Source organism: Roseovarius indicus, from assembly GCF_008728195.1.
GTDB lineage: Bacteria > Pseudomonadota > Alphaproteobacteria > Rhodobacterales > Rhodobacteraceae > Roseovarius > Roseovarius indicus.
This window is the reverse complement of record NZ_CP031598.1, coordinates 4,563,129-4,589,240: the sequence shown is the minus strand read 5'-3', so window position 1 is coordinate 4,589,240 and position 26,112 is coordinate 4,563,129. Positions and strand designations below refer to the sequence as shown.

At 66.1% G+C, this 26,112-nt stretch carries 26 protein-coding genes; 13 read left to right on the top strand and 13 right to left on the bottom strand.

Annotated elements, in window-relative coordinates; genetic code table 11:
* Nucleotides 1-34 precede the first annotated feature (34 nt).
* From RIdsm_RS22005 to RIdsm_RS21975, 7 genes are all read left to right on the top strand, one after another.
* The gene (locus RIdsm_RS22005; protein WP_057820280.1) at nucleotides 35-1,006 is read left to right on the top strand and encodes an NAD(P)H-binding protein; all 972 of its coding nucleotides are present in this window, start codon (nucleotides 35-37) and stop codon (nucleotides 1,004-1,006) included.
* Nucleotides 1,007-1,071: 65 nt separating this feature from the next.
* Nucleotides 1,072-2,241 (top strand): pyridoxal phosphate-dependent aminotransferase, encoded by a 1,170-nt coding sequence (locus RIdsm_RS22000; protein WP_057820278.1) that lies wholly within the window; start codon nucleotides 1,072-1,074, stop codon nucleotides 2,239-2,241.
* 52 nt (nucleotides 2,242-2,293) lie between these two features.
* Nucleotides 2,294-3,304 carry a GlxA family transcriptional regulator gene (locus RIdsm_RS21995; RefSeq protein WP_057820276.1) on the top strand — a complete coding sequence of 337 codons (1,011 nt, stop codon included), beginning with the start codon at nucleotides 2,294-2,296 and terminating at the stop codon, nucleotides 3,302-3,304.
* Nucleotides 3,305-3,429: 125 nt separating this feature from the next.
* Entirely contained in the window at nucleotides 3,430-4,569 is a 1,140-nt protein-coding gene (locus tag RIdsm_RS21990; RefSeq protein ID WP_057820271.1) for an aromatic ring-hydroxylating oxygenase subunit alpha, read from the top strand.
* The gene (locus tag RIdsm_RS21985; RefSeq protein WP_244955844.1) at nucleotides 4,566-5,375 is read left to right on the top strand and encodes an SDR family NAD(P)-dependent oxidoreductase; all 810 of its coding nucleotides are present in this window, start codon (nucleotides 4,566-4,568) and stop codon (nucleotides 5,373-5,375) included. The genes RIdsm_RS21990 and RIdsm_RS21985 overlap by 4 nt, the downstream gene beginning before the upstream one ends.
* Nucleotides 5,376-5,414: 39 nt before the next feature.
* Entirely contained in the window at nucleotides 5,415-6,155 is a 741-nt protein-coding gene (locus RIdsm_RS21980) for an SDR family NAD(P)-dependent oxidoreductase (RefSeq protein ID WP_057820270.1), read from the top strand.
* Nucleotides 6,156-7,091: a 3-hydroxyacyl-CoA dehydrogenase NAD-binding domain-containing protein gene (locus tag RIdsm_RS21975; RefSeq protein ID WP_057820269.1), complete on the top strand. Its 936-nt coding sequence runs from the start codon at nucleotides 6,156-6,158 to the stop codon at nucleotides 7,089-7,091.
* On the opposite strand, the gene RIdsm_RS21970 is transcribed toward RIdsm_RS21975, so the two are convergent.
* Together RIdsm_RS21970 and RIdsm_RS21965 are read right to left on the bottom strand one after the other, a co-directional pair.
* Nucleotides 7,061-7,714 carry a lipoate--protein ligase family protein gene (locus tag RIdsm_RS21970; RefSeq protein WP_057820268.1) on the bottom strand — a complete coding sequence of 218 codons (654 nt, stop codon included), beginning with the start codon at nucleotides 7,712-7,714 and terminating at the stop codon, nucleotides 7,061-7,063. The two genes, RIdsm_RS21975 and RIdsm_RS21970, sit on opposite strands and share 31 nt — an antisense overlap.
* Before the next feature lie 124 nt (nucleotides 7,715-7,838).
* Nucleotides 7,839-8,981, bottom strand: a complete 1,143-nt coding sequence (locus RIdsm_RS21965) for a M24 family metallopeptidase (RefSeq protein WP_057820267.1) — start codon at nucleotides 8,979-8,981, stop codon at nucleotides 7,839-7,841.
* Between the two features lie 132 nt (nucleotides 8,982-9,113).
* On the opposite strand from RIdsm_RS21965, the gene RIdsm_RS21960 reads away from it, so the two are divergent.
* The 3 genes from RIdsm_RS21960 (at nucleotide 9,114) to glmS (ending at nucleotide 11,167) form a co-directional block, all read left to right on the top strand.
* Nucleotides 9,114-9,896, top strand: coding sequence for a maleate cis-trans isomerase family protein (locus RIdsm_RS21960; RefSeq protein ID WP_236553385.1), 783 nt, complete (start codon nucleotides 9,114-9,116; stop codon nucleotides 9,894-9,896).
* 5 nt (nucleotides 9,897-9,901) lie between these two features.
* A complete protein-coding gene (locus RIdsm_RS21955) occupies nucleotides 9,902-10,576 on the top strand; it encodes a GntR family transcriptional regulator (RefSeq protein WP_160325891.1) in 675 nt (224 codons plus the stop codon).
* Nucleotides 10,577-10,684: 108 nt separating this feature from the next.
* Nucleotides 10,685-11,167 (top strand): methylaspartate mutase subunit S, encoded by a 483-nt coding sequence (gene glmS / locus RIdsm_RS21950; RefSeq protein ID WP_057820265.1) that lies wholly within the window; start codon nucleotides 10,685-10,687, stop codon nucleotides 11,165-11,167.
* Here the strand turns inward: glmS and RIdsm_RS21945 are convergent.
* Nucleotides 11,158-12,141 (bottom strand): LysR family transcriptional regulator, encoded by a 984-nt coding sequence (locus RIdsm_RS21945; RefSeq protein WP_057820264.1) that lies wholly within the window; start codon nucleotides 12,139-12,141, stop codon nucleotides 11,158-11,160. The genes glmS and RIdsm_RS21945 overlap by 10 nt on opposite strands.
* Before the next feature lie 57 nt (nucleotides 12,142-12,198).
* Between RIdsm_RS21945 and RIdsm_RS21940 the strand changes: the two genes are divergently transcribed.
* The 3 genes from RIdsm_RS21940 to RIdsm_RS21930 all read left to right on the top strand — a co-directional run bounded on the left by RIdsm_RS21940 (nucleotide 12,199) and on the right by RIdsm_RS21930 (nucleotide 15,072).
* The gene (locus tag RIdsm_RS21940) at nucleotides 12,199-12,930 is read left to right on the top strand and encodes an SOS response-associated peptidase (RefSeq protein ID WP_235608003.1); all 732 of its coding nucleotides are present in this window, start codon (nucleotides 12,199-12,201) and stop codon (nucleotides 12,928-12,930) included.
* Nucleotides 12,931-13,009: 79 nt separating this feature from the next.
* Complete coding sequence (locus tag RIdsm_RS21935; protein WP_057820262.1) at nucleotides 13,010-14,374, top strand: formimidoylglutamate deiminase; 1,365 nt, start codon at nucleotides 13,010-13,012, stop codon at nucleotides 14,372-14,374.
* A complete protein-coding gene (locus tag RIdsm_RS21930; protein ID WP_057820261.1) occupies nucleotides 14,371-15,072 on the top strand; it encodes a GntR family transcriptional regulator in 702 nt (233 codons plus the stop codon). Before RIdsm_RS21935 ends, RIdsm_RS21930 begins: the two co-directional genes overlap by 4 nt.
* Nucleotides 15,073-15,075: 3 nt before the next feature.
* Here the strand turns inward: RIdsm_RS21930 and RIdsm_RS21925 are convergent, their stop codons facing one another.
* From RIdsm_RS21925 to RIdsm_RS21880, 10 genes are all read right to left on the bottom strand, one after another.
* Nucleotides 15,076-15,444: a Na+/H+ antiporter subunit G gene (locus RIdsm_RS21925; protein ID WP_057820260.1), complete on the bottom strand. Its 369-nt coding sequence runs from the start codon at nucleotides 15,442-15,444 to the stop codon at nucleotides 15,076-15,078.
* Nucleotides 15,441-15,710 (bottom strand): K+/H+ antiporter subunit F, encoded by a 270-nt coding sequence (locus tag RIdsm_RS21920; RefSeq protein ID WP_057820259.1) that lies wholly within the window; start codon nucleotides 15,708-15,710, stop codon nucleotides 15,441-15,443. The genes RIdsm_RS21925 and RIdsm_RS21920 overlap by 4 nt, the downstream gene beginning before the upstream one ends.
* On the bottom strand, nucleotides 15,707-16,210 hold the full coding sequence (locus tag RIdsm_RS21915) for a Na+/H+ antiporter subunit E (protein WP_057820258.1): 504 nt from the start codon (nucleotides 16,208-16,210) through the stop codon (nucleotides 15,707-15,709). Before RIdsm_RS21915 ends, RIdsm_RS21920 begins: the two co-directional genes overlap by 4 nt.
* Before the next feature lies 1 nt (nucleotide 16,211).
* On the bottom strand, nucleotides 16,212-17,867 hold the full coding sequence (locus RIdsm_RS21910) for a monovalent cation/H+ antiporter subunit D (RefSeq protein WP_057820257.1): 1,656 nt from the start codon (nucleotides 17,865-17,867) through the stop codon (nucleotides 16,212-16,214).
* Nucleotides 17,864-18,214, bottom strand: coding sequence for a Na+/H+ antiporter subunit C (locus RIdsm_RS21905; RefSeq protein WP_057820256.1), 351 nt, complete (start codon nucleotides 18,212-18,214; stop codon nucleotides 17,864-17,866). The genes RIdsm_RS21910 and RIdsm_RS21905 overlap by 4 nt, the downstream gene beginning before the upstream one ends.
* A 1-nt stretch (nucleotide 18,215) precedes the next feature.
* Nucleotides 18,216-21,080: a monovalent cation/H+ antiporter subunit A gene (locus RIdsm_RS21900; RefSeq protein ID WP_057820254.1), complete on the bottom strand. Its 2,865-nt coding sequence runs from the start codon at nucleotides 21,078-21,080 to the stop codon at nucleotides 18,216-18,218.
* A 186-nt stretch (nucleotides 21,081-21,266) separates the two neighbouring features.
* Nucleotides 21,267-22,925 (bottom strand): amidohydrolase, encoded by a 1,659-nt coding sequence (locus tag RIdsm_RS21895; RefSeq protein ID WP_057820253.1) that lies wholly within the window; start codon nucleotides 22,923-22,925, stop codon nucleotides 21,267-21,269.
* Between the two features lie 26 nt (nucleotides 22,926-22,951).
* Entirely contained in the window at nucleotides 22,952-24,187 is a 1,236-nt protein-coding gene (locus RIdsm_RS21890) for a serine hydrolase domain-containing protein (RefSeq protein ID WP_057820252.1), read from the bottom strand.
* Nucleotides 24,188-24,252: 65 nt separating this feature from the next.
* Nucleotides 24,253-25,284, bottom strand: a complete 1,032-nt coding sequence (locus RIdsm_RS21885; protein ID WP_177228453.1) for an ABC transporter substrate-binding protein — start codon at nucleotides 25,282-25,284, stop codon at nucleotides 24,253-24,255.
* A 32-nt stretch (nucleotides 25,285-25,316) separates the two neighbouring features.
* A complete protein-coding gene (locus tag RIdsm_RS21880) occupies nucleotides 25,317-26,093 on the bottom strand; it encodes an ABC transporter permease (protein WP_057820352.1) in 777 nt (258 codons plus the stop codon).
* Nucleotides 26,094-26,112 lie beyond the last annotated feature (19 nt).

Here is a 26,112-nt window from a genome sequence, read left to right as displayed (position 1 = left end):
CTGGAATGCGGCGCGGGTGCCTAGGGTCGGGGGCATGGAGGAACTTGCGGAGAGATCGGGGCAGCGGGTGCTGCTGCTGGGCGCGACCGGGACGATCGGGCGGGCCGTGCTGTCTGCGTTGCAGGAGGCGGGGCACGAGGTGGTGTGCTTCGTGCGGCCGGGGTCGAAGGCGGTGGGGCCTTTGGTGCGCGTGGGGGATTTGCATGAGCCCGGGGCGTTTGCGCGGGAGGGCCTTTGCGGCGAGCGGTTCGATGCGGTGGTGTCGTGCATGGCGTCGCGGACCGGGGCGCCGGAGGATGCCTGGGCGGTGGATTACGCGGCGCATATGGAAGTGTTGGCGGCAGCGCAGGCGGCGGGGATCGGGCGGTTCGTGCTGCTGTCGGCGATCTGCGTGCAGAAGCCGAAGCTGGAGTTTCAGCGTGCGAAGCTGGCGTTCGAGGAGGCTTTGGCGGGGAGCGGGATGGGCTATTCGATCGTGCGGCCGACGGCGTATTTCAAGTCGCTCTCAGGGCAGGTGGAGAGGGTCAGGGCGGGGAAGCCCTTTCTGTTGTTCGGGGATGGGCGGCTGACGGCGTGCAAGCCGATCAGTGACGGGGATCTGGGGCGTTATATCGCCGGGTGTCTTATGGAGCCTGACAGATTTGACCGGGTGCTGCCGATTGGCGGACCGGGGCCGGCGATGACGCCGGTGGAGATGGGGGAGAAGCTGTTCGAGCTTACGGGCAAGACGTCGCGGTTCAAGCATGTGCCGGTGGGGATGATGGATGCGATTGTGGGCGGGTTGTCTCTGGCCGGCCGCGTGTCGGCCCGGATGCGGGCCAAGGCGGAGCTGGCGCGGATCGGGCGGTATTATGCGACGGAGTCGATGCTGGTGTGGGATGCGGCCGCCGGGCGGTATTCGGCCGAGCAGACGCCGGAATACGGGGAGGAGACGTTGTTTGATTTCTACGAGCGGCTGGTGCGGGCCGAGGTGAGCGTTGACCGGGGGGATCACGCGGTTTTTTGACCGTGTTCGCCGGGCGGGGTTTGCGGTAGGACTGGGGGCCAGTTCGAAGGAAAGGGATCATCCGCATGGCTGAGTTGCAGTTTGCCGAAAACCTCTCTCGTCTGGGGACGGAGTCGGCCTTCACGGTGCTGGCGAAAGCCGGGAAGATGGCGGCCGAGGGGCGCGATATCATCAATCTCGGGATCGGGCAGCCGGATTTCCGGACGCCGGAGCATATCGTCGAGGCAGGGATCAAGGCGCTGCGCGACGGGCATCACGGGTATACGCCGGCCAATGGCCTGCCGGAGCTGCGCGAGGCGGTGGCGGCGGATCTGCACCGGCGGCACGGGGTCGAGGTGAACCCCGATCACGTGGTCGCGGTGCCGGGGGGCAAGCCGACGATGTTCTTTGCCGTGCTGATGTTCGGCGAGCCGGGGGCGGAGATCATGTATCCGAATCCGGGCTTTCCGATCTACGAGAGCGTGATCAGGTACAGCGGGGCGACGCCGGTGCCGATCGAGCTGAAGGAGGAGAACGGGTTTGCGTTTTCCGCCGAGGCGGTGCTGGGGCAGATCACGCCGAAGACGCGGCTGATCATCATCAACAGCCCGGCGAATCCCACGGGCGGTGTGACGCAGAAGGAGGAGATCGACAAGCTGGTCGCGGGACTGGCCGACCATCCGCAGGTGGCGGTGATGTCGGACGAGATCTATTCCAACATGCTCTATGGCGGGCGGGAACATGTGAGCCTGTTGCAGTATCCCGAGATCCGCGACCGGCTGATCATGCTGGACGGGTGGTCGAAGACCTATGCCATGACGGGCTGGCGGCTGGGCTATGCGGTGTGGCCCGAGGCGGCGGTGGATCACGTGACGCGGCTGTGCATCAACGACCATTCCTGTGTGAACGCGGCGACGCAGTTTGCGGGGATCGCCGCGCTGAACGGGCCGCAGGACGCGGTTCGGGAGATGGTGGCGGAGTTCGATGAACGGCGGCAGGTGATCGTCGAGGCGCTGAACGGGTTGCCGGGGGTGCGCTGTGCCGATGCGGCGGGGGCCTTCTATGCGTTTCCGAATATCGAGGGGACGGGGATGACCAGTCGCGAGGCGCAGGACCGGATTCTCGAGGAGGCCGGGGTGGCGGCGATTGCGGGAACCTCCTTCGGCAAGTTCGGCGAGGGGTATTTGCGGTTCTCTTATGCCAACAGCACGGAGAACATTCGCGAGGCGATCCGGCGGATCGGAGAATTGCTTTAGCCGGTGATGCCGACTTAACTGGGCTGGACGTGTTCTGGCCGAAAGTGGACCTATGCCCGCGCCCCGCACCCCGGTGCAGCTTGCCGTTCTGGTGACGCCGCATTTCAACCTTGCCGCGACGGTGGGGTTCATCGACCCGTTTCGCGTGGCGAATTACCTGAACGGGCAGATCCTGTTCCGCTGGGACGTGGTGTCGGAGGCGGGTGGGGACTGCGCGGCGAGCAACGGCATGGTGATCGGGACGCGGCCCTTGGCGGAGATCGCGGGGCAAAGGCGGGATATCGTGGCGGTGTCGTCGAGTTGGACGCCGGAGGCGCATAGATCGGCGCAGTTGCAGGCGGCCTTGTGGCGCTGGGCCAGGGCCGGGGCGACGATGGCGGCGCTGGATACGGGGGCGTTCATTCTTGCCGAGGCGGGGCTGCTCAAGGGGCGGCGGGCGACGGTGCATTACGAGCATATCGATGCGTTCGGCGAGATGTACCCGGAGATCGAGGTGACGGAAGACCTGTTCGTTTATGACGGCAACCGGATCAGTTGCAGCGGTGGCAGTGCGGCGACGGATTTCGCGCTGAACATCCTGCGGGGGACGCATGGCGATGCGCTGGCGAACCGGGCGGCGCGGTACCTGTTTCACCAGAGCGTGCGGCCGCCGGGGAGCCAGCAGAATGCGGACCCGCTGGAGCCGCTGGGGAACACCGCGCCGCGGAACGTGCGGCGGGCGATTGCGCTGATGGAGAAGCACCTGGAAGACCCGCTGTCGATTTCGGAGATCTGCGAGCGGATGGAGATTTCGCACCGGCAGTTGGACCGGCTGTTTCGTCGTTACGTGAAGAAGGCGCCGGCGGCGTATTACCGGGATATCCGGCTGGACCGGGCACGGGGGCTGGTGACGCAGACGGAGATGGCGTTGAGCCAGGTGGCTCTGGCGTCGGGGTTCGCGAGCCAGGTGCATTTTTCGCGGGCCTATCGGGCGCGGTTCGGGTTGCCGCCAAGGCAGGACCGGATCGAGGGGCGGGTGCCGTTCGAGTTCCGGGCGTGGCCGATGCATCGCAAGACGGTGTGATGTCTGGTTTGGTCAAGTTGACGGCGGGTTTGGTTTAAATCTGACCGGCGTTTGGGGGTGATGCTGTTGGGGAGAGGCGGGCCCCGAGTCGCGTGTGGCCTGCCAGCGAGCTGGAGGGCCGAGCCATGACCGACATGCCGAACCGTGCCGATTTCGAACGCATCCGCACGGGGTATTCCGAGGATTCGGGGAAGTCGCTGTCGCTGCACGCCGATGCCTATACGGAGGCCGGGTGGTACAAGGCCGATTTGCAGGCGGTGATCGCGAAGACGTGGCAGTGGGTGTGTCATGTCGAGAAGCTGCGGGAGCCGGGGTCTTATGTGACGGTGAGCATTGCCGAGCGGCCGGTTGCGGTGGTGCGAGACCGGGAGGGGGTGCTGCGGGCCTTCTACAACGTGTGCAAGCACCGGGCGCATGAATTGCTGCGGGGCGAGGGGCAGGCGAGCCGGATCATGTGCCCCTATCACGCGTGGGTTTACAAGCTGGACGGGCAGTTGGTGCGGGCGCCGGAGACGGAGCATCTGGAGGATTTCGAGACGGGGGAGATCTGCCTTGATGACGTGCAGGTGGAAGAGTTCTGTGGCTTCGTTTTTGTCAATCTCGACCCTCACGCCGCGCCGTTGCATGTGCAGTCGGGGAACCTTGGCACCGAGATCCGCCACTGGGCACCGGATATCGCGGATCTGACCTTCGGGCACCGGCTGACCTATGACATCAGGTCGAACTGGAAGAACGTGGTCGACAATTTCCTCGAGTGTTACCACTGCCCGACCGCGCACAAGGATTTCTGCGACCTCGTGGATATGGATACCTACAAGGTGACCACCTACGGGATCTATTCGAGCCACATGGCGGATGCGGGGCAGGGGGCGAACAGCGCCTATGACGTGTCGAACGCCACGGTGCGGACCCATGCGGTGTGGTGGCTTTGGCCGACGACCTGCCTGATGCGCTATCCGGGGCGGTCGAGCATGATCGTTCTCAATATCATTCCGGCGGGGCCGGACCGGACGCTGGAGACCTATGATTTCTTCCTCGAGACGCCGGAGCCGGATTCGATGGAGCTGGATGCGATCCGGTATCTCGACGAGGTGTTGCAGGTGGAGGATATCGGGCTGGTCGAGAGCGTGCAGCGGGGGATGAGCACGCCGGCCTTCACGCAAGGGCGGATCGTGAACGACCCGAGCGGGTCGGGGAAGTCGGAGCATGCGGTGCATCATTTCCACGGGCTGATGCTGGAGGCTTATGAGAAGGCGATCGGGTGAGGGTGGTCGAAATGGGCAGGCTTGAGGGCAAGGTGGCGTTGGTGACCGGCGGGCGCGGGGGGATCGGACGGGCGATCTGTGCGCGGTTCGAGGCGGAAGGGGCGGTGGTTTACGCGGCGGATCTGTCAGAGGCGGGGTCGCTCGCCGCGCCTGACGGCGCGTCTCGCTTTGTTCGGGTCGATGTGTCGGATGAGGATTGTGTGACGGCCGCGATGGCGCGGGTGGCCGAGGAGCAGGGGCGGCTGGACGTGCTGGTTAATGCGGCCGGGATCGAGATCGAGAAGACGATCGAGGAGACGAACCTGGGGGAGTGGAACCGGTCTTTTGCCGTGAACGTGACGGGGACGTTCCTGACGTCGAAACATGCGTTGCCCTTGATGCGGAAGGCGGCGGAGGGCGGGGTGAGCGCGTCGATCATCAATTTCGGATCGTATGACGGGTTCATCGCCGATCCGGGGCTGGCCGCCTATTGTGCGACCAAGGGGGCGGTGCATGCGCTGACCCGGGCGATGGCCTGCGATCACGGGCCGGAGGGGATCCGGGTGAATGCGGTCTGTCCCGGCTACATCGACACGCCGATGTTGCAGAGTTTCTTTACCGGCGAGGGGTCGGGCGGGGGCGGCAAGAGCATCGGGGAGTTGCAGCAGGCGGTGCGGGATGTGCATCCGCTGCGGACCTATGGGACGCCGGAGGATATTGCCAACCTGGTGACGTGGCTGGCCAGTGACGAGGCGCGCTATGCGAGCGGGCAGTTATGGGTGCTGGATGGGGGCTTGTCGGCGCAGGTTCAGCAGATGAGGATATGAGTATTTCGGGAACGGTGAAAGTTCGGTCGGGAGAACGGGATGCGGCTTGAGGGGAAAAGGGCGCTGGTGACGGGCGGGCGGCAGGGGATCGGGCGTGCGATCGTCGAGGCGTTCCTGAGGGAAGGCGCCGAGGTGGTGACCTGTGGGCGCGGGGGTGATCCGGGGGATTTGCCGGAGGGCTGTGGCTGGGTTCAGGCGGATGTGTCGGACCCGGCGCAGGCGGCGGCGCTGGTGGAGGCCTGCGGGGCGTTGGACGTGCTGGTGAACAATGCGGGCGTGCAGGTGGAGAAGACGGTTGTCGATAGCACGGATGCGGATTGGGATCTCGTGATCGGGGCGAATTGCCGAGGAGTGTTCAATCTCTGCCGGGCGGCGATTCCGGTGATGCGGGAGGGGGGATCGATTATCAATATCGGGTCGATTTCGGGGCATCAGGCCGATCCGTCGATGGCGCTTTACAATGCGTCGAAGGCTTTCGTGCATGGGTTGACACGGTCGATCGCGGTGGATCATGGGCCGAGAATTCGGTGCAACGCGATCTGTCCGGGGTGGATCAATACGGGGATGCTGGAGGCGGGGTTCGACCTTGCGGATGATCCGAAGGCGGCAAGGCGGGACGCGATTGCGCGGCATCCGGTGCGGCGGTTCGGGGAGCCCGGCGATATTGCCGCGATGGCGGTGTGGCTCGCCTCGGACGCGGCGGGGTTCGCCAGCGGGCAGTTGTTTACGATCGACGGGGGGATGACCGCGGCCTCCCCCCTCAATCCGGGGATGTTCTGAATGAATGATATGACGCAATGCGCCGTGCTGGGCGCGGGAGTGATCGGGGCGAGCTGGACGGCGTTGTTCCTGGCGTCGGGGCGGTCGGTGGCCGTTTACGACCCTGTCGAGGGGGCCGAGACGGCGATGCGGGCCTATGTCGAGCGGGCGTGGCCGACGATGGAGGCGCTGGGGCTGACGGAGCGGGGGGACCCGGGGCGGGTGACGTTTCATGGCTCGGCGGCGGAGGCCGTCGAGGGCGCCGGGTTCGTGCAGGAGAACGTGCCGGAGCGGGTGGCGGTGAAGCATGCGACCTTTGCCGAGATCGAGCCGGTGCTGGCGCCGGGGGCGGTTGTGGCGAGCTCGGCGTCGGGGCTGACACTGGGGCAGATGCAGGCGGGGTGGCAGTCGCCGGGGCGGTTCATTCTCGGGCATCCGTTCAACCCGCCGCACCTGATACCGCTGGTCGAGCTGATGGCGAACGAGCGGACCGAGGCTGGCGTACTGGAGGCGGCGGAGGCGTTTTACGCCGATGTCGGGAAGGTGACGATCCGGGTGAAGCGCGAGGTGCCGGGGCATGTGGCGAACCGGTTGCAGGCGGCGGTGTGGCGCGAGGCCATTCACCTTGTGCAGAGCGGCGTGGCGAGCGTGGGCGACGTGGACAAGGCGATGAGCGCCGGGCCGGGGCTGCGCTGGGCGGCGATGGGGCCGACGGCGTTGTTCGGTCTGGGCGCCGGGGTGGGCGGGTTGCAGGCGTTCTGCGACCACTTTGCCGAGACGTTCAACGGTTGGTGGCAGGATATGGGCGAGCCGGTGCTGGATGAGGCGACGGTTGCGCTGCTGGTCGAGGGGCTGGAGGAGGCCAATGCGGGGCAGTCGGTGGAGGAGCTGAGCGCGCGGCGGGATGCGATGATACTGGCGATGCGTCAGGCGCTTGCGGGGGTCCAGTCGGCGTAGGCGCGGTTTGCCAGGGCCTTGTGCAGGGCGGCGTTCAGGTCTTCGGTGAGGGTGTCCGGGTGCGCGGCGAGGTCGGCGAGGCGGCTGTGGACGTCGAGGGCGAAGCGGGTGTCGTGGCCGAGGGCGGTGGCGAGCTGCTGGACGGCTGTCACGGCGGGGGCGAGGTCGATATCGATGAGGATAAGCGCGTGGGCGAGGCAGGTGTTGCCGCGCCAGCGCTGGGCCGTGCCGACGATCTTGCGGCCCGCGACGGCGAGGTTGTAGTCGCCGTCGCAGAAGCTGCCTTCGACGGGCTGGGCGGAGGAGGCGATGCCGAGGGATGCGAAGGCTTCGGTGAGCGGGTCGGTGATTTCGGCATAGCTGCCACGGATGTCGCGGCCTTTCGGCGGGGCGACGGTGAAGGCGAGCGCGACGTTGAGGACGCCCGGCCCTTGCGGGGTGATGCCGCCGCCGGTCTTGCGGGTGGTGACGGGCCAGCCTGCGGCGGCGCAGGTGCGTGCGGCTTGCGGGTAGGTTTCGGAGCGCGCGTAGCGGTCGGGGAGGACGAGGCAGGGGGCGGCGACGGACCAGAAGAAGGCGGCGCGGCGGGTGTCGCCGGAGGCCACGGCCGAGAGCATGGCCATTTCGGCGGCGAGGCCGTCATCGGCGGTGTCGAAGAGGATCGGGGCGAGCGGCAGGGCGTATGTCCTTGGCGGTGACCGGCGGGGCGCCAGTTAAGTCGGGGGCCGGTCAGAGGTCAAGGCAAGGTCATTTGACGTGGGGGCCGAAATGGGTGTCGTTGAGGACTTCGGCGCCCTCGGGGCCGAGGAGAACGGTGTTCGAGACGAAATAGTTGCCGCGGCCGGTTTCGGTGAACCATGACATGAGGTGAAAGGTCATGCCGACCTTCATCTCGAGGTCGGAATCGTGGCGGAGGCCGGTGACGCGGGGGCCGCCTGTCCACGACGGCGGGAAGCCGATGCCGACGAGGTAGCCGCAGTGGTGGCGGCGGTAGGTGGGCAGGCCCGCCGCGTCGACCACGGATTGCCAGCCGTTGTAGACATCGCGTGCGGTGACGCCGGGTTTGAGGGCGTCGAGCGTGGCGTGGAAGGCGCGGATGCTGAGCTCGGCCATCTGCTGATCTTCCTCGGAGATGTAGCCGATATGGACGAGCCGGCCCATCGGCGCGTTGTAGCGGGCGACGCAGCCGGCGACCTCGAGAAAGACGGTCTGGTGGTGTTCGCCGTCGCCCCAGCTTGTGTGTTCCTCGGCCATACGGGCGGCGGGGCGGAGGAAGGGGCCGAAGCCCGGGGGCGTGCCGCCGGCGCGGGTCATGGCGGCGAGGCATTCGGCGGCGACCTCGGTTTCGAGGGCGCCATCGTGGACGGCGTCGATGGCGGCCTGGGTGCCGGCGTCGGCCGCCTTGGCGGCGGCGCGCATGAAGACGATTTCCTCGGGCGATTTGACGAGGCGCATGAGGTCGAGCATGCCGGTGATGTCTTGCCATTCCCCGGCATCGATCTGGTTGGTGAGTTGGTGGCCCATGCCGTAGGCGAGGCCGGAGGACCAGTTTTCGAGGCCGAGGGTAAGGCCCCCGCATTGGCCGTTCAGGTGTTTCACCGCGACGTCGGCGGCCGTCTCGGAATCGGTGTGGCCGATGAAGGTGGCGTTGCGGACCTGGTTGCGGATGACGACCTGTTCCATCTGGCGGGTGATGAGGGTGAGGTCGCCCTGGGCCGGGACGAGGAGGATGTGGGGCGCGAAGTAGCCCCAGTGGTCGAGACCGATGAGGTAGAAGATGTTCTCGGGCGAGCTGAAGAGGGCCATGTCGAGGCCGCGTTTGGCCATTTCCGTGCGGGTGGCGGCGACGCGGCGGGCCAGTTCGGCATCGGTGAAGGGGTTCGAGTGCATGGCGGGCTCCTTCAGGGGAATCGGGTCGAGCTGTATACAGGTTGGAGGGTATTAGTCATTGCGGCAACGGGTTTGTGCGGAATCGACGGGTGATGTATACATATGCGACCCATTCCGGAGGGAGATGCCGAAATGAATACCGCTGATCCGATGACCGAGGCCGCAAGGGCGGCGATTCTTGACGAGGTGCGATTTGACGAGGGGCGCAATGCGCGGGCGAAGATCGGGTTCGTGCTGATCCCCAACGAACAGACGATCGAGGAGGATATGCTGAAATACATGCCGCCGGGGGTGGGGGCGTATTTCAGCCGGGCGCCGATGCCGCGGGATATCACCTCGGACAGCCTTGCGCAGTTGAAGCAGTCGTTGGCCGCGGCGGCGGGGCGGATCTTGCCGGATGACGGGCTGGACGTGGTGACGCTGGGCTGTACCTCGGGGACCGTGGCTGTGGGCGAGGCGGTGGCCTGTTCCGAGCTGGAGAAGGGCGCCAAGGGGGCCGTGGCCTCGACCCTGGCGGGCGCGGTGCGCAAGGCGCTGGCGGCGATGGGAGCGGCGAAGATCGTGCTGGGCTCGCCTTACGTGCCGGAGTTGAACGCGCGGATGGTGCGGTACCTCGAAGACGCCGGGTTCGAGGTGCTGCGGGCGCACGGGATGGGATTGAATTACGACACCGAGATGATCCGGGTCTCGCCCGAGTACCTGATGGATTACGCGCGGGCGATCGACCATCCGGAGGCCGATACGGTGCTGCTGAGTTGCGGGGCGTTGCGCAGTATCGACGTGATCGACCGGATCGAGCAGGCGCTGGGCAAGCCCGCGATCTGTTCCAACCAGGCGATGCTGTGGGATGTGCTTCGGCTGGCCGGGGTGCAGGACCGGCTGGAGGGGCTGGGCCGGCTTTTGCGCGAGCATTGAAGGACGTGGCCGAGATCACCGGCGCTGCCGCGATTTTCCGGGTGGTCAGGGAGCGGATCTGTACGCTGGAGCTGCCCTTTGGCGCGGTTCTGCGCGAGGTCGAGTTGGCGAAGGAATTCGGGGTGAGCCGGACGCCGGTGCGGCAGGCGCTGCACCAGTTGGCGGCGTTCGGGCTGGTGGAGACGCGCAACGGGGTGGGCACGCTGGTGACGGCGGGGGACCCGGACACGCTGGCCGATATCTACCAGTTGAGGATCAAGCTGGCGGGGCTGATCGGCGCGCTGGCGACGGGGCCATGCCCGCCGGAGGCGGCCGGCATGATGCGGGCATTGCATGATCGGATCGCGGGTGTGCCCGTGCCGCCGGGGCCGAGGGCTTTCTGGCAGTTCAACGAGGAGCGGCACGAGATCGTCAACGCGCTGATCGAGAACCGGGAACTGCGGGGGCTGCACGACCTCTATTACTTCAAGGTCGCGCCGTTCTGGTTCGCGCTTTATGCCGAGGCGCCGGAACGGGAGTTCACCCTGCTGGAGCGGGAGGTTCGGGAGACGGTGTTCTGGCTGGAGCAGGGCGACATGCGGGCGGTGGCGAACATGCAGGAGAACCATACCGCGATGGCCGCGCGCCGGGTGGAGGCCGGGTTTGCCACTGCGGAGGATGAGCCGGAAATCGCCCATTGATTGGTAAATCAAGCTGAAGTGAGCCTGCACCCAGATAAGGGCAGTTGACCAGCGCTGCGAGGTTTTCTACCGGTCGCTGCAGTGAGCAGGCAACATGGACAGGCAAACATGCCTTCGACATACAGGATCGTCCTCGGGGTTATCGGGGCGGAGCAGCAGACGGTTGGCAATTGCGTGATGGCGCAGGTTCTGACCGACCACGGGTTCGACGTTGAGAATATCGGGTGCTGCGGCAGCCGGACCGACCTTGTCAGGGCGGCGATTGAAACGGGGGCGGATGCGATTCTCGTCTCCTGCGCCGACGGGGTGGCGGAGACGGAGTGCAAGTCTTTGCGTGAAACCTGTGCGGCCAACGGCGTAAGCGACGTGCTGCTGTATCTCGGTGGCGGGTTCCTTGCCGCCAAGGGGGCCTGGGACGAGGCCGAGGCGCTGTTTCTTGCAAACGGGTTCGACCGGGTGTTTCCGCCGCGCACGAACGTATCGCGGATTGCGGCGAAGCTGCGGGACGATATCGATCTGCGCCGGCCGGGCGCGCACCTTTACGGGGCCGGCGCCTTTGGCGTGGCACCGGCGGTGGCGAATTACGACTGATCCAGCGCGAGAGCGTCGCCGAAGAAGTCTTGCATGAAGGCCGGGCCCTTGGCCCTGATGTGGTCGCGGAACTGTCGGCCGGCGGCGCCCAGCTTGGCGTCTTTCGGATAGAGCACGAACCAGTCGCGCCATTCCGGCATGCCTTCGGCGTCCAGGATGGTGAGCTTGCCGGCTTCGTGCTCGAGCGCGATGGTGTGCGCCGAGATGAAGGCAAGGCCCATGTTGGCCATCACCGCCTGCTTGATATTGGCGTTGCTGTCCATTTCCTGGGCCTGTGGCAGGGCGAGGCCTTCGCTGAGGAAGTAGTGTTCATGCACCATTCGGGTGCCGGAGCCGGCTTCGCGCACGAGGAAGCGGTGGGCCGTGAGGTCGGCGCGGCGGATGTGCCGGAAACGGGCGAGCGGGTGGTCCGGGTGGCTGATAAGCACGTAGGGATGGCGGGCGAACTGATGCGCCGTCACTTCGATGCGGCGGGGCGGGCGGCCCATGAGGGCGATGTCGGCCTGGCCGCTTTCGAGGGCGTCGATCACCCCGCGGCGGTTGGCGATGGTGATCTGCAGGTCGATCCCGGGATGGGTTTTCTGGAACTCCTGCAGCAGTTGCGGGCCGAAGTTGCGGGCGGTCGATACCATGGCAACGCGCAGGCGGTTGTCGAGCTCGCCTTGCATGGATTTCACCGTTTCGACCGCTTCGGACAGGGTCGTTGTCATTTCGCGGGCGTAAGGCACGAGGGCGTGGGCGATATCGGTGGGCTGGATCGAGCGGCCGTCTTTTTCGAAGAGGACGGCGCCGAGTTCCTCGCCCAGCTTGCTCATCTGCATGGAGACGGCGGGGGCGGACAGCGACAGCCTGTCGGCCGCGGCGGCGAAGCTGCGGTTCTCGACGGCAGCAAGAAAGATCTCGAGCTGGCGCAGGGTGATCCTGGAGCCGTCTTTCGGCATGGCGGGCGTGCTCTCTTGCGGTTGCGCAACCATCAATAACGGATCCTGCCGGTGAGTTCAAAAAAACTTATCGGTCAGGGGTGGCGCCGAATGGCATCATCCGGGCTTGCCGGGCCGGGCGGCGGTGCTAGCATCGGGCGCATGTGCAACCTGCATTCCAACATGACGACCCAACAGGCGATGCGCCAGTTGTTCGATGTCGCCGCCGAGCTTGACGGGCTGGGCAATTTTGCGCCGCTGCCGGCGATCTACCCGCGATACAGCGCGCCGGTGGTTCGGCCGGGCGAGGGCGGCCGGCGGGAGCTGGTGTCGATGCATTGGGGGTTCCTGCTGCCGCAGGTGTCGAAGAAGACGGGCAAGCCGATCATGCCGAAGGCGGTGAACAATGCGCGCGACGACAAGGTGCGGAGTTCGAGTTTCTGGCGGGCCAGTTTCGAGGAGCGGCGGTGCCTGATCCCGGGCACGTCGTTCTGCGAGGCGAAGGGGCGTAACCCGGCGACATATTACTGGTTCGGGATGGATGCCGACGACCCGGAGGCGCGGCCGCCCTTCGCCTTTGCCGGGATGTGGCGGGGGTTTCGGGGCGAGTACCGAGGCGAGATGGTGGAAATCGAGACGCATACGATGATCACCACCACGCCGAACGAGCTGGTCAAGCCGGTGCATCCCGACCGGATGCCGGTGATCCTCGACCCGGAGGATTACGAGACGTGGCTGACCGGGTCATCTGACGAGGCGGCGCAGTTGATGCGCCCCTTTCCGGCGGAGAAGATGCGGATCGTGCGGCAGGGCGAAGGGGTGAAGGAAGACCCGGCGGGGTGATTGCAGCGGGCTCTTGTCAACGGTGGCGCGTCTGATAATATGTCTGCACATATTATCCAAGGACAGGACAGGCGCAGACATGCCGACGATTTGGTCGAAACAGGCCCTGACGGCCGAGGGCTGGCAGCGGGACGTGGCGGTGGAGCTTGACGCGGCGGGGCGTATTGCCAGCGTCACGGCCGGGCAGCCGGCCAGTGGCGAACGGGTCGAGATATTGCTGCCAGCGCCGGTCAATGCGCATAGCCACGCGTTTCAGCGGGCGATGGCGGGCCTGACCGAGCGGCGCGGCCCGAGCGGGAGCGACAGTTTCTGGACGTGGCGGCAGCTTATGTTCCGGTTCCTCGATCAGCTGACACCTGATCATGTCGAGGCGATCGCGGCGTTCGTGCAGATGGAGATGCTGGAGGCGGGATACGGGACGAATGTCGAGTTCCACTACCTGCATCACCAGCCGGGCGGGGTGCCCTATGATGCCCTTGCCGAGATGAGTGGACGGATCGCCGCCGCGGCGGCGGAAACCGGGATCGGGCTGACGCTGTTGCCGGTGCATTACCAGTATGGCGGCTGTGACAAGCGGGAGTTGGGGCCGGGGCAGATCAGGTTCGGGAACGATCCGGAGCGGTTTGCGCGGCTGCACGAGGGGGCGGGCAAGGCGCTTGCCGGATTGCCGGGTGATAGCGTGCTGGGCGTTGCGCCGCATAGCTTGCGGGCCGTGGGCCGGGAGGATCTTGCCGGGACCGCGAAGCTGGCCGGAGAGGGGCCGGTGCACATGCACCTGGCCGAGCAGGTGGCCGAGGTCGAGGAGGTCGAGGCGGCCTGGGGCAAGCGGCCGGTGGAATGGGTTCTGGATCAGGCCGACGTAGATGGGCGGTGGTGCATGATCCACTGCACGCAGATGCAGCCGCACGAAACGGAGGGCCTGGCCGCGACCGGGGCCGTGGCGGGGCTGTGCCCGATCACCGAGAGCAGCCTTGGCGACGGGATCTTCGACGGGGTGCGGTGGTTCGATGCCGGCGGCAAGATCGCCATCGGGTCGGACAGCAATATCAGGATTTCGCTGACCGAGGAGCTACGGACGCTGGAATATTCCCAGCGGCTGCGGGACCGGTCGCGGGCGGCGCTGGCGTCCGGGGAAAAGTCGACGGGGCGGCGGGTATTCGAGGCGATGGTCGATGGTGGCGCGCAGGCTGCGGGCCGTGGGACCGGGGGCATTGCCGAGGGAAGCTGGGGCGATCTGCTGGCGCTTGATGGCAAGGCGGTGGATTTGCAGGGGCGTGAGGGGGATGCGATCCTAGACGCCTACATCTTTGCGGGTGATGACCGGATGGTGTCGCGCGTGTGGGCGGCCGGGCGGCCCGTGGTCGAGGGCGGGCGGCATGTGAAACATGCCGAGATTCGCGACCGGTATGCGGCGACGATGGCCAAGCTGAGCGCGGCGCTGTGACCGAAGCGGCGTTCAAGAACTGGCAGGCGGTGCAGGACGAGGTGCGCCGGCGCATCCATGCGCGGATCTGGGCGCCGGGCGAGATGATTCCCAACGAGCAGGACCTCGCGGAGGAGTTCGGCTGTGCCCGGGCGACGGTGAACCGGGCGCTGCGGAACCTGTCGGATGCGGGCCTTTTGGAGCGGCGGCGCAAGGCGGGCACACGGGTGGCCTTGCATCCGGTGCGGAAGGCGACGCTGAACATCCCGATGATCCGGAAGGAAATCGAGGACCGGGGGCAGAGCTATGGCTACGAGCGGCTCATGTATCGCGACGGCGTGCCGCCGGAGGAGCTTTCGCGGCGGATGAAGGCGCGGGCGGGGGACCGGTTCGTCAGGGTAACCTCGGTGCAGACGGCGGATGGCGCACCGTTCGTTTTCGAGGACCGGTGGATCAATCTTTCGACGGTGCCCGCTGCGGCGGCGGAGGGGTTCGAGACGGTCAGCGCCAATGAATGGCTGCTGACCAACGCGCCCTACACCGAGGGCGATATCGGCTTTTTCGCAAGTAATGCCAGCGATGAGGTCGCCGGTGTCCTTGGTTGCGAGCCGGGCGCGGCGATCTTCGTGATCGACCGGGTGACATGGGACAATGACCGGTCGATCACCGGGGTCAGGCAGTATTTCCGGCCGGGCTACCGGATGGAAACCAGTATCTGAGCGTCAGCCCTGTTCCTCGGTGGCCGGGGTCGCCTGGGTGGCCCAGGTGCTGTCTTCGGGGGGCTGGGGCGGTTCTTCGGCGACGCGGCGGCGATGGATGGCGACCTTGGCGATGAACATGGCCGAGACGGGCGCCGTGACGAAGAGGAAGCCCATGATCAGCAGCTCGTGCATCGAGCCCTCGCCCCAGATGAAGGCATAGGCCATCGAGGCGGCGAGCGTGCTGCCGACACCCAGCGTTCCGGCCTTGGTGGGCGCATGCAGGCGCGACATGGGGCTGTCGAGCTTCAGGAGCCCGTAGGAGCCCACGAGGATGAACACCGATCCGATCACGATCAGGGCGCTGACGAGGATTTCGGCCGCTTCCATCATTCGATCACATCCCGGCGCAGGATGAAGCGCGCGTAGGCGACGGTCGAGACGAAGCCCAGCATGGCGATGAGCAGGGCGGCCTCGTAATAGACCTGTGTCCGGGTGAGGATGCCGTAGAGCACGATCAACGCCACGGCGTTCACGGAAATGGTGTCGAGCGCCAGTACGCGGTCGCCCGAACCCGGGCCGATGAGCAGGCGCCAGAGGGCCAGGACCTGCGACAGCCCGACCGCGGCGAAGCCGAAATAGAGGGCGTAGGTGATCATTCGAAAATCTCCTTCAGGCGGCGTTCGTAGCGTTCCTTGATCTCTTCGCGCACCGCGGCCGGGTCGGGGGCGTCGAGCGCGTGGACCAGAAGGGAATGCCCTTCGTCCGAGAGGTCGGCCGAGACGGTGCCCGGGGTCAGGGTGATGGTGCCGGCGAGGATGGCGATGGCCTCGGGCGTGCGCAGGTCAAGCGGGATGCAGACCCAGTTGGGCTGCATCTTCGCGTTGCTCTTGAAGAGGACGATCAGCGCGACCTGCACGTTGGCGACGATGATGTCCCAGACCACGATGAGGATGTAACTGACCATCCGGTAGGGTTTCTGCATCACCGGGCGTTTTGGCCAGTAGGGGGCCGTGAGGATCGGGATCAGGATGCCGAGGATCAGGCCGAAGGCAACGGCGCCGGAACTTGGCGTGTTGATCAGGAGGCACCAGACGAGGGTGAGCAGCAGGGTCAGCAGCGGATGCGGAAAGATGCGTCGGGTCAGGCGGCTGGCCATGTCAGTGCCCCTCCTCTTCTTGTGCGTCGCCGTGGCTGTCGTCGGCGTCGTGTGAGTCTCTCGCCTTGCTCTCTTCTCCGTGGTCGTCCTCGCCGTGGCCCTTGTAGGAAATTTCCTTGCCGGGCGTTTCCAGCACGGTGGAGATATAGGGCCCGGGTGCGAAGAGCTGTTCGGCCGTGGCGGTCAGGTGCCGTTGCAGCGGCCCGGCAAAGACGGTGACTGCGACCAGCGTCGCGAGGATGCCGCCGATCGCGACCATCGGCAGGGCCGGGAGCGGTTGCAGTGTTTGCTCGTCTGCGGGCGGCGGACCCTCGTCATAGGCCGCTTCCGAGGCGTGGGCCTTCCAGAAGATCGTGCTGCCGGCGCGGGCGAAGCCGATGACGGCGATGAGGCTCATGCCGAGAACGATGGCCCAGACCCAGGCCATGCGCGCGTCGCTCATGGCGGCGTCGAGGATCAGCAGCTTGCCGATGAACCCCGAGAGCGGCGGCAGGCCCGCCATGGCGATGGCCGCGGCGAAGAACATGCCCGCCACCAGCGCGCCGCCGGCGATGGGCGGGGCAAGGTCGAAGGTCAGCAGGTTGCGCTCGCGCCGTTCGCGGACGACGTCGACCAGTAGGAAGAGCGCCGCCGTCGCCAGGGTGGAGTGGATGGCGTAGAAGAGGGCTGCGGCGATGCCCTGTGGCGTGAAGACCGAGACGGCGGCCATCAGCATGCCCATCGAGCCGATCACCGCGAAGGCCACCAGCCTGTCGAGCCGGCGTGCGCCGAGCACGCCCAGCATGCCGAGGAAGAGGGTGACGAGCGCCGCGGGCATCAGCCACGTGTCGAAGAGACCCTGCGTGATCTCGAGGTCGGGCGGGAAGACCAGCGTGTAGAACCTGATGATCGCGTAGGCGCCCACCTTGGTCATGATGGCGAAGAGCGCGGCGACGGGCGCCGGGGCGTTGGCATAGGCCGCAGGCAGCCAGAAATGCAGGGGCAGGATTGCCGCCTTCACCGCGAAGACCATCAGCAGCATGACGGAGGCCGCGCGGATGCCCGAGGTATATTCGGGCGGGGCGGCGGCGATGCGCTGTGCGAGGTCGGCCATGTTCAGCGTGCCGGTCTCGGCGTAAATGGTGCCGAGGGCGAAGAGGAAGAGCGTCGAGCCGAGCAGGTTGAAGACAACGTATTGCACGCCCGCGCGGAAGCGTTCGGACCCGCCGGAATGGATCATCAGCCCGTAGGAGGCGATCAGCAGTACCTCGAAGAAAACGAAGAGATTGAAGGCGTCGCCGGTGAGGAAGGCGCCGATGATGCCCATCAGCTGGAACTGGAAAAGCGCGTAGAAATGCCGGCCGCGCATGTCCCATTTGGAGCCTATGGCATAGAGTTGCACGAAGACCGCGAGCAGGGACGTGAGGAAGACGAAGAGTGTCGACAGCCGGTCGGCCACCAGCACGATACCGAAGGGCGCCGCCCAGTCGCCGAGCTGGTAAAGGATGATCGTACCGTCCCAGGTGGCCATCACCAGCCCGGTGGCGACGGTGAGAACGGCCAGCGTTCCGGCGAGCGAGAAGACCCGCTGGAGCACGGCGTGATGCCGGACGACGAGCACGATGAAGGCCGCCATCATGGCGGGCAGGACGATGGGCAGGATGATCCAGTGGCTCATGACTGCGCCCCCTCGTCACCGGCTTGCGGCTGGTCGTCGATATGGTCGTCCTCGGAGCTGAGATAGGCGCCGAGCGCCACCATCACCACGACGGCCGTCATCCCGAAGGAAATCACGATCGCCGTCAGCACCAGCGCCTGTGGCAGCGGGTCGGTGTAGGCGGTGGCATCGTCGCTCAGGACCGGCGGCAGGTGCACCGCGAGGCGGCCCGAGGCAAAGAGGAAGACGTTGACCGCGTAGGACAGGAAGGCGGTGCCCACGATCACCGGGAAGGTGCGCAGGCGCAGGACGAGGTAGACCCCCGCTGCGGTGAGAACGCCGACGGCGCTTGCAAGAAGCAGTTCCATCTCAGCCCTCCTTTCCGGTGGTTTGCGGTGCGTCGTCGCGCGACGGGTCGATATCCATGGCGTATTCGCTGACCTCGGTATCGCTGCGGCGGGCAAGGCGCGAGAAGCTTTCCAGAGACAGCATCACCGCGCCCACGACGCAGAGGAACACGCCAAGGTCGAAGCCCATGGCGGTGGCCAGTTCGAATTCCTGGAACGGCGGAATGCGGAAGTAGCCGAAGGCCGAGGTGAGGAATTCGGCGCCGAAGAACCAGGCGCCGATGCCGGTAAGCCCGGCCACCAGCACGCCGGTGCCGATGATGCCGTGATAGGGATACCGCTGCCGGGCCGAGGCCCAGGCGAAGCCCGAGGCCATGTATTGCATCACCACGCCGATGGCCACGACCAGCCCGGCGATGAAGCCGCCGCCCGGTTCGTTGTGGCCGCGCAGGAAGATGTAGACGCCGACCAGCAGGATGACGGGCATCATCACGCGGGTGACGACGACCATCATCATCGGGTGCGCGTCGCCGGCCACGTCCTCTACGGGTCGGTTGAGCAGGCGGGCGCGGACCGGCCCCGAGAGCAGCGCCTCGGTGATGGCGTAGATGATCAGGGCCGCGATGCCGAGCACGATGATCTCGCCGAACGTGTCGAAGCCACGGAAGTCGACCAGGATCACGTTGACGACGTTGGTGCCGCCGCCACCCTTGTAGGAGTTCTCGAGGTGGTAGCCCGAGATCGACGGTTCGACGAAGTCGCGCAGCATCATGGTGTAGATGAGCGCCGCCGCGCCGACACCGGCGCCGACCGAGATCACCCCGTCGCGCAGGCGGCGCCCTGCCGTGCTTTCCACCGGTGTGTGCCGCGGCAGGAAGTTGAGCGCCAGCAGCAGCAGGATGATGGTGACCACCTCGACTGAAAGCTGGGTCAGGGCAAGGTCGGGCGCGCTGAGATAGGCGAAGGCCATCGACACGACGAGGCCCACGACCCCCATCAGGATCAGGGCGAGGAAGCGGTTGCGGTGATAGCGCAGCAGCACGGCGGTGGCTGTTACGAGCAGGATCCACGCGGTCATCGGCACGGGTTCGATCGACAGACCCTCGCGGCTGGGCGGGCTGACGGTGCCGGACATCCAGGCGTGCGCGGTGACCGCGACGACGGTCACCGTGAAGATCGCCGCGTAGCGGGTGAGCGAGCCGTCATGCAGCCGCCCCGTGATCACCTGGGCAATGCTGACCAGCATGGCGATGATCCCGTCGTAGATGGACTTGGCGAAGGGCGGGCCGGCGGCGGCCCAGGCGCGGGAGAGCGGCTTGAACATCAGCAGCAGGATGATGCCGCCCGCGACCGCGATGACCGACATCCAGAGCGCCGGGGTGACCCCGTGCCAGATTTTCAGGTGGGCATCGGGCAGTTCGGCTGCACCGCCGAGGACGGCGGCGGTGACGGTCTTGACCAGCGGCTCGGCGAGGAAGGGCGCGACGCCGATGGCGACCACGAGGATGACGAGCAGCGCCGGCGGGCCCCACATGCCGAAGCCCGGATCATGCGGGTGGCCGGGGTAGTCATCCCGCTCGGGGCCGAGGAAGGTGTGGGCGATGAAGCGGAAGCAATAGGCCGCCGAGAAGAGCGCGCCGATCGTGGCCAGCACTGGCACCAGCATCGGGTTGCCGAAGAGCGTGGTGTGCGTGGTTTCCTCGAGCATCATTTCCTTCGACAGGAAGCCGTTTAGGAAGGGGATGCCCGCCATCGAGAGCGAGGCGATGGTGGCGATCACGAAGGTGACCGGCATCAGCTTGCGCAGGCCGCCCAGCAGGGTGATGTCGCGGGTGCCGGCCTCGTGGTCGATGATGCCGGCGGACATGAAGAGCGCCGCCTTGAAGGTGGCGTGGTTGAGGATGTGGAACACCGCCGCCATGGCGCCGAAGGGGGTGCCGGTGCCCAGCAGCATGGTGATGAGGCCGAGATGCGAGACGGTCGAGAAGGCCAGAAGCGCCTTCAGGTCGTTCTTGAAGAGCGCCACGATGGCGCCGATCACCATGGTCACCAACCCCGCACCGGTGACGAGGATGAACCACGCATCGGTGCCGGAAAGCACCGGCCAGAGGCGGGCCATCAGGAAGATGCCGGCCTTTACCATGGTGGCCGAGTGCAGGTAGGCCGAAACGGGCGTGGGCGCGGCCATGGCGTGCGGCAGCCAGAAGTGGAAGGGGAACTGTGCCGACTTGGTGAAGCAGCCCAGCAGGATCAGGATCAGCGCCGGCATGTAGTAGGGTGAGGCCTGGATTTCCTCGCGGTGCTGAAGGATGACGGTGAGGTCGTAGCTACCGGCGATATTGCCCAGCAGGAGCATGCCACCGATCATCGCGAGTCCGCCCATACCGGTGACGGCCAAAGCCATGCGTGCGCCCTGCCGGCCTTCGGGGAGGTGTTTCCAATAGCCGATCAGCAGGAAGGAGGAGAGCGAGGTCAGCTCCCAGAAAATGAGCAACATCAGGATGTTGTCGCACAGGACGATGCCCACCATCGCACCCTGGAAGAGCAGGAGGTAGGTGTAGAACTCGCCCATGTTGTCGTCGCGCGAGAGGTAGAAGCGGGCATACGTGATGATCAGCAGGCCGATGCCGAGGATCAGGGACGCGAAGAACAGGCCCAGCCCGTCGACGAAGAGATTGAAGTTGAGCCCGAGGGACGGCATCCAGTCGAGCCGCGCGGTCACCGTTTCGCCGGCCATCACCGTGGGCAGGTGGGTCATCAGCCCGAGAAAGGCGGTCAGCGTCACGAGGAAGGTGACCAGGCCGCACGCCTGACGCCCGGCGCGGATCATCAGCCCGGGCAGAAGCGCGCCCAGGAATGGAAGTGCGACAATCAGAAATAACGACATCTTCACCTGTCCCAATAGGTCTAACCGACAATATACGGGTCATTCCCTGATGAAAGCCCCCAATCAAAAGATTGGTCGGAGAGTCCGGTTTTCCAGAGGTTTACGGCGGGATCAACCCGAAATGCGCGCTGGCGCACGGGCTGGCGTGGCCAGCCCGGATCGGGCGATTCCCTGTGTTTGTTGCCGTCAGCCGGCCCTGAAGCTGACCTTGCCGCCGCAGATTGTCGCGGCGATTTGGGTCTTGTCGAGCTCGTCGAGCGGGATGGCTTCGATATCCCGGTCGAGGACGACGACATCGGCCAGCTTGCCCTTGGCGAGCGAACCTTTCTTCGTGTCGGTTCCCTCGGCCCAGGCGCCGCCGATGGTGTAGCCCGCGAGCGCCTCGTTCAGGGTGAAGCGGTGGTTCGGGACGTCGTCTGTCCAGGCGTCTCGGGTGGTGGCGGCGTGGAGGCCGCGGATGATCGAGATGTCGGAGACCGGCCAGTCGGAGGCGAGCGCGATGGGAGCGCCGGCCTGGGCAAGGCGTTGCCAGGCGAAGGCGTCCTCCCAGCGGTCGCGGCCGATATTGGTCAGCGTCGGCTCGAGAGGCAGGCCGCAGGTGCCCGGCGCGTGGGGCGGCTGGATCGAGGCGGTGATGCGCATGGCGCCGATGCGCTCGAAATCTTCGGGCGCGACCAGTTCGAGATGTTCGATGCGGTGGCGCGGGCCGGTGTCGCCGTTGGCCTTGCGGGCGGCGGCGTAGCCGTCGAGCACGCGCTGGGTGGCGGCGTCGCCGATGGAGTGGACGGCGATCTGCAGGCCCATCGCGTCGACCCGCGTGGCGAGGTCGGCGAAACGGTCGGCCTCGAAGCGGCCGTGTGAGCGATAGCCCGGTTGGCCGGGGTAGTCGTTCTTCATGAAGGCGGTGCGGCTGTCGATGACGCCGTCCATGAAGAACTTGACGAAACCGGAGGCGAGCCAGTCGTCGTTCCATTTTTCGTGCATCGCCTTGGCGGTCTCGAGGTCGGCCACCTCCATGTCGGGGACGAAATGGAAGGGGACGCGGACGCGCACCTGAAGCTCGCCCCGCGAGCGAAGTTCTGAGAGCAGCTCGAGCAGGTAAGGGTTGCCGTCCATGTTGACGATGGAGGTGATGCCGTGGCGGGCGGCGTGGTCGAGGCCGCGCTTGAGGTGCTTGAGGTCTTCCTCGCGCTCGTCTTCGGTGGGCCACGGGTCGGGGTTGCGGCCGGTGTTGAGGCCGAGGCCAACCCGTTCCTGTCCGGCGAGGCGGAGGACGGGGCTATAGGCCTCGGGTTCGAGCAGGGCGCCGTTGGCGAGACCGTCGTCGCCCATCACCACCTCGTGGCCGGGGGAGGTTTCGAGACCGTTGATGAGGCCGGCCTGCTCGAGCGCGATGGTGTTGGCCCAGACGGTGTGGTGGTCATGGGCCATCATCGCCAGCGGGCGGTCGCGGAGCATGGCATCGAGCACCTCGCGCGGGGGGCTGTCGGCGAAGACGGCGTAATCGGGGGCCTGTGCCATGATGAGCGGCAGGTCGGGATGCTCGGACGCATAGGCGCGGACGTGCTTGCGGATTTCGGCGGGTTCGCTGGCGCCGTCGAGCTGAATGTTCAGCAATTCGCAGCCGCCGATCAGCAGGTGCATGTGGCTTTCGATGAAGCCGGGCAGGACGGTGGCGCCGTTGGCGTCGATCCACTGCGTGTCCGGGCCGGCGAGTGCCTCGATATCGGCGGCATCGCCGATGGCGTCGATATAGCCGCTGTTGATGGCGATGGCCTCGGCGCGGGGCCGGTCGCCCTCCATCGTGAGGATCTTGCCCCCGGTGATGATGAGATCGGCTGTCATGTCATCCCTCCCTTTATCGTCTGTCGTCAGGCGCCGAGCGCGTCGCGGATGGCGTCGAAGGCGCGCATGGTGTTGCGGGTGTAGTCGCTGATCAGGTAGTCGGGCCAGCTTGAGACAAGGGCGATCACGAGGTCGCTGTCCGGGTCGACATAGATGAACTGGCCGAAGACGCCGCGGGCGCAGATATCGCCGCGATCGGCATCGCGGATCCACCAGAAGCGGCGATAGGCGCCGTTGGGGAAGTTGTCGGACCAGGGCGGGCCGAAGATGGCGGGATCGCCGGTGCGCATCTGGTCGATCCATGCCTGCGGAACAAGCTGGCTGTCGCCCGCGCGGCCGCCGTCGAGGACAAGCTGGCCGAGGCGGGCATAGTCGCGCAGGGTGGCGTTGAAGCCCCCGTCGGCCAGCGCCGTGGCGTCTTCGTCGACGGTGAAATTGGCATCGCGGCTGGCGCCGATATGCTGCCAGATTCGGGCGCTGAGAAGCGAGGCGAGATCGTCGCCCGTGACCCGTTCCATCACCCAGGCGACCATGTCGGTTTCGATCGAGCGATAGTCGAAGTCGCCGCCGTGGGGGCGGATTTTCGGCAGGGAGAGGATGACCTCGCGGATCGTGGGGCGGCCCTTGGCCGGGTCGGCGGGGCGCCAGCCCGAGGCGATGTCGATCTGCGTCATGTCGCTGCCGGGGGTGTTGTAATCTTCGGTGAAACGAACGCCGGAACGCATGTCGAGCACATGATCGAGCGTGGCGTCGGCATAGCCGCTGTCCTTCAGCTCGGGGATGAAGTCGGCGAGCGGCGCGTCGAGGTCGAGCAGGCCATTGCCCCAGAGCGCGCCAGCGGCCAGCGCGGTGACGGATTTCGCAACCGATTGCGACAGGTGCAGGCTGTGGGGGGCCATGTCGTTGAAATAGCGTTCATAGACGGCGCGGCCGCGATGCATGACGAGAATGCCGTCGGCATAGGCCGTCTGGAGGAAATGGGAGAGGTCGAGCGTGTCGCCGCTTTCAACGGTGACGGGGGTGTTGTCGAGATCGGCCGGGTCGTCGCGCAGGTCGCTTTCCGGGCCGGTGCCGCGGAAGACATCCGCCGTGGGAAACAGGCGGTGCATGTTTTGGAAGCTCCACCGGTTGTAGGGCGGGAGGTCCCAGTTGAGGAGGGAAGGGCGCTTGTCGGGGGGCGGGGGGAAGCCCTGCATGATGCCCTGGGCACGCGCCGTCAGAGGCACGCCTGCGGGTGCGGGGGGCGTGGGTCGGGCCGTCATGATTTTTCCTCGGATTGCCTTGAAGTTGGGGCGCGCGGACGGGCCGCGCGCCCCGGTGGACAGCGTTACTGCTTCAGACGCGTCCAGACCTTGTTGTAGAGGTCGACCACTTCCTGCGGGCAGGGCTGCACGAAGTCGGGGGCCGGGGCGTCGTCCGGCATGACGATTTCGGGCGCGGTCAGCATTTCTTCATCCATGAATTCCTCGGAACCTAGGATGCCGTTGGCGTAGCGGGCGAAGTTCGAGGTCATCGCCGCGTTTTCCGGGTCCATCATGAAGTTGATGAAGAGCTTGGCGTTCTCCATGTTCGGCGCGTCGGCCAGGACGGCGACGTTGTCCATCCAGCCGGTGAAGCCTTCCTTGGGGTAGGCGTATTGCAGCGTCGGGCGCTGCATCCGGGCGCGCATGGCGGCGCCGTTCCAGTTTTGCGACAGGTCGACATCGCCCGAGGTCAGCTTTTCGATGGTCGAGTAGTCCATCGTGCGCCAATGCTCTTTCGCGGCGAGCAGCAGCTCGAGCACTTCGCGCATTTCCTCTTCGTTGCCGTTGCAGCGGCCATAGCCGAGGTAGCGCAGGCCGGCGTTGATGACGTCGTTCATGTCGTTGAGCATGTTGATCCGGCCCTGAAGCACTTCAGGCGGATCGAACAGCAGGGCGAGGGTGTTGATGTCACCGTCATAGACCGCCGTGTCTACGGTGAAGGCGGTGGTGCCCCACTGGTAGGGGATCGAGTAGTTGCGGCCTTCGTCCCACCAGACATCGACCCATTTCGGGTCGACGTTCTCGAAGTTCTCCATTTCGTTGGGCTTCACCTCGGCCAGGAGACCTTCGCCGATCATGACCTTGACCATGTAATCGCCGGGCATGACCACGTCATAGCCGGTGTTGCCGGCCTGAACCTTGGCCAGCATGGTTTCGTTCGAGTCGTAGCTGTCGAGGTTGACGGTGACGTCATATTCTTCCTCGAACTTCTCGATCATTTCGGGGTTGGTGTAGTTGCCCCAGTTGTAGATGTTGAGCTCGCCCTCGGCGAGGGCCGCACCGCCGACGAGCGCCAGCGCCGTGGCGGCCGTGAGGGCCTTCAGTGTTGTTGTCATTGGTTGATACCTCCGGTTGGTTTGGTTTTTGGTTACTTCTTCATTTTCCCCTGGACGAGGAAGAGCACGAGCACGAGCAGCACCGACACCCCGACAAGGATGGTGGAGACCGCGTTGATCTCGGGCGTGATACCCCGGCGCAGGGCGCCGAGGATGTAGATGGGCAAGGTGGTCTCGCCCGGGCCCGCCACCATCAGCGTGATGATCACGTCGTCGAGAGAGACGACGAAGGCCAGCATGGCCCCGGCCAGGATGCCGGGCATCAGCAGGGGCAGGGTGATGTGACGGAAGGTCTGCCACGGGGTGGCATAGAGGTCGGCGCCGGCCTGTTCGAGCGTTAGGGTCATGTCTTCGAGCCGGGCGCGGATGGGCATGTAGGCGAAGGGGATGCAGAAAGCGGTATGCGCCGCCATCAGGTAGCCCACGCCGGTGATGCCAGTCAGCTGCTTGATCAGCGAGAAGAGCGACAGGGTCGAGATGGCGGTCACGATCTCGGGGATCATCAGCGGCTGGTTGATGATGCCGTAGACCAGCCCCTGCCCGCGGAAGGCTGTGGTGCGGGTGGTGGCCAGCGCGGCCATCGTGGCGGCGATGGTCGAGAAGAAGGTCGCGACTGCCGCCACCTTGACCGACATCCAGGCGGCGTTGCGGGTGCCTTCGTTTTCCAATGCGGCGGCGTACCAGCGCAGGGAGAACTCCGTCCACTTCACCACAGAGCGGTTGTCGTTGAAGGAGAAGACGATCAACACGATCAGCGGCATGTAGAGTGCGAAGACGCAGGCCCATCCGACGGTCTTGAAGCCGGGCATCGCCTTGAGATCGCGGGCG

Excerpts from the sequence above, each read along its gene's own strand:
- RIdsm_RS21965 (WP_057820267.1), bottom strand. The coding sequence starts at position 8,981 with ATGCACTCGAACCCCTTCACCGATGCCGAACTGGCCCGCCGCGTCGCC.
- RIdsm_RS21990 (WP_057820271.1), top strand. The coding sequence starts at position 3,430 with ATGACCGACATGCCGAACCGTGCCGATTTCGAACGCATCCGCACGGGG.
- RIdsm_RS21970 (WP_057820268.1), bottom strand. The coding sequence starts at position 7,714 with ATGGCCATGCTCTCGGCCGTGGCCTCCGGCGACACCCGCCGCGCCGCC.
- RIdsm_RS21940 (WP_235608003.1), top strand. The coding sequence starts at position 12,199 with ATGGCATCATCCGGGCTTGCCGGGCCGGGCGGCGGTGCTAGCATCGGG.
- RIdsm_RS21935 (WP_057820262.1), top strand. The coding sequence starts at position 13,010 with ATGCCGACGATTTGGTCGAAACAGGCCCTGACGGCCGAGGGCTGGCAG.
- RIdsm_RS21925 (WP_057820260.1), bottom strand. The coding sequence starts at position 15,444 with ATGATGGAAGCGGCCGAAATCCTCGTCAGCGCCCTGATCGTGATCGGA.
- RIdsm_RS21980 (WP_057820270.1), top strand. The coding sequence starts at position 5,415 with ATGCGGCTTGAGGGGAAAAGGGCGCTGGTGACGGGCGGGCGGCAGGGG.
- RIdsm_RS21880 (WP_057820352.1), bottom strand. The coding sequence starts at position 26,093 with ATGCCCGGCTTCAAGACCGTCGGATGGGCCTGCGTCTTCGCACTCTAC.
- RIdsm_RS21920 (WP_057820259.1), bottom strand. The coding sequence starts at position 15,710 with ATGATCACCTACGCCCTCTATTTCGGCTTCGCCGCGGTCGGGCTGTCG.
- glmS (WP_057820265.1), top strand. The coding sequence starts at position 10,685 with ATGCCTTCGACATACAGGATCGTCCTCGGGGTTATCGGGGCGGAGCAG.
- RIdsm_RS21915 (WP_057820258.1), bottom strand. The coding sequence starts at position 16,210 with ATGGCCAGCCGCCTGACCCGACGCATCTTTCCGCATCCGCTGCTGACC.
- RIdsm_RS21975 (WP_057820269.1), top strand. The coding sequence starts at position 6,156 with ATGAATGATATGACGCAATGCGCCGTGCTGGGCGCGGGAGTGATCGGG.
- RIdsm_RS21910 (WP_057820257.1), bottom strand. The coding sequence starts at position 17,867 with ATGAGCCACTGGATCATCCTGCCCATCGTCCTGCCCGCCATGATGGCG.
- RIdsm_RS21905 (WP_057820256.1), bottom strand. The coding sequence starts at position 18,214 with ATGGAACTGCTTCTTGCAAGCGCCGTCGGCGTTCTCACCGCAGCGGGG.
- RIdsm_RS21995 (WP_057820276.1), top strand. The coding sequence starts at position 2,294 with ATGCCCGCGCCCCGCACCCCGGTGCAGCTTGCCGTTCTGGTGACGCCG.
- RIdsm_RS22005 (WP_057820280.1), top strand. The coding sequence starts at position 35 with ATGGAGGAACTTGCGGAGAGATCGGGGCAGCGGGTGCTGCTGCTGGGC.
- RIdsm_RS21945 (WP_057820264.1), bottom strand. The coding sequence starts at position 12,141 with ATGGTTGCGCAACCGCAAGAGAGCACGCCCGCCATGCCGAAAGACGGC.
- RIdsm_RS21890 (WP_057820252.1), bottom strand. The coding sequence starts at position 24,187 with ATGACGGCCCGACCCACGCCCCCCGCACCCGCAGGCGTGCCTCTGACG.
- RIdsm_RS21885 (WP_177228453.1), bottom strand. The coding sequence starts at position 25,284 with ATGACAACAACACTGAAGGCCCTCACGGCCGCCACGGCGCTGGCGCTC.
- RIdsm_RS21900 (WP_057820254.1), bottom strand. The coding sequence starts at position 21,080 with ATGTCGTTATTTCTGATTGTCGCACTTCCATTCCTGGGCGCGCTTCTG.
- RIdsm_RS22000 (WP_057820278.1), top strand. The coding sequence starts at position 1,072 with ATGGCTGAGTTGCAGTTTGCCGAAAACCTCTCTCGTCTGGGGACGGAG.
- RIdsm_RS21960 (WP_236553385.1), top strand. The coding sequence starts at position 9,114 with ATGAATACCGCTGATCCGATGACCGAGGCCGCAAGGGCGGCGATTCTT.
- RIdsm_RS21895 (WP_057820253.1), bottom strand. The coding sequence starts at position 22,925 with ATGACAGCCGATCTCATCATCACCGGGGGCAAGATCCTCACGATGGAG.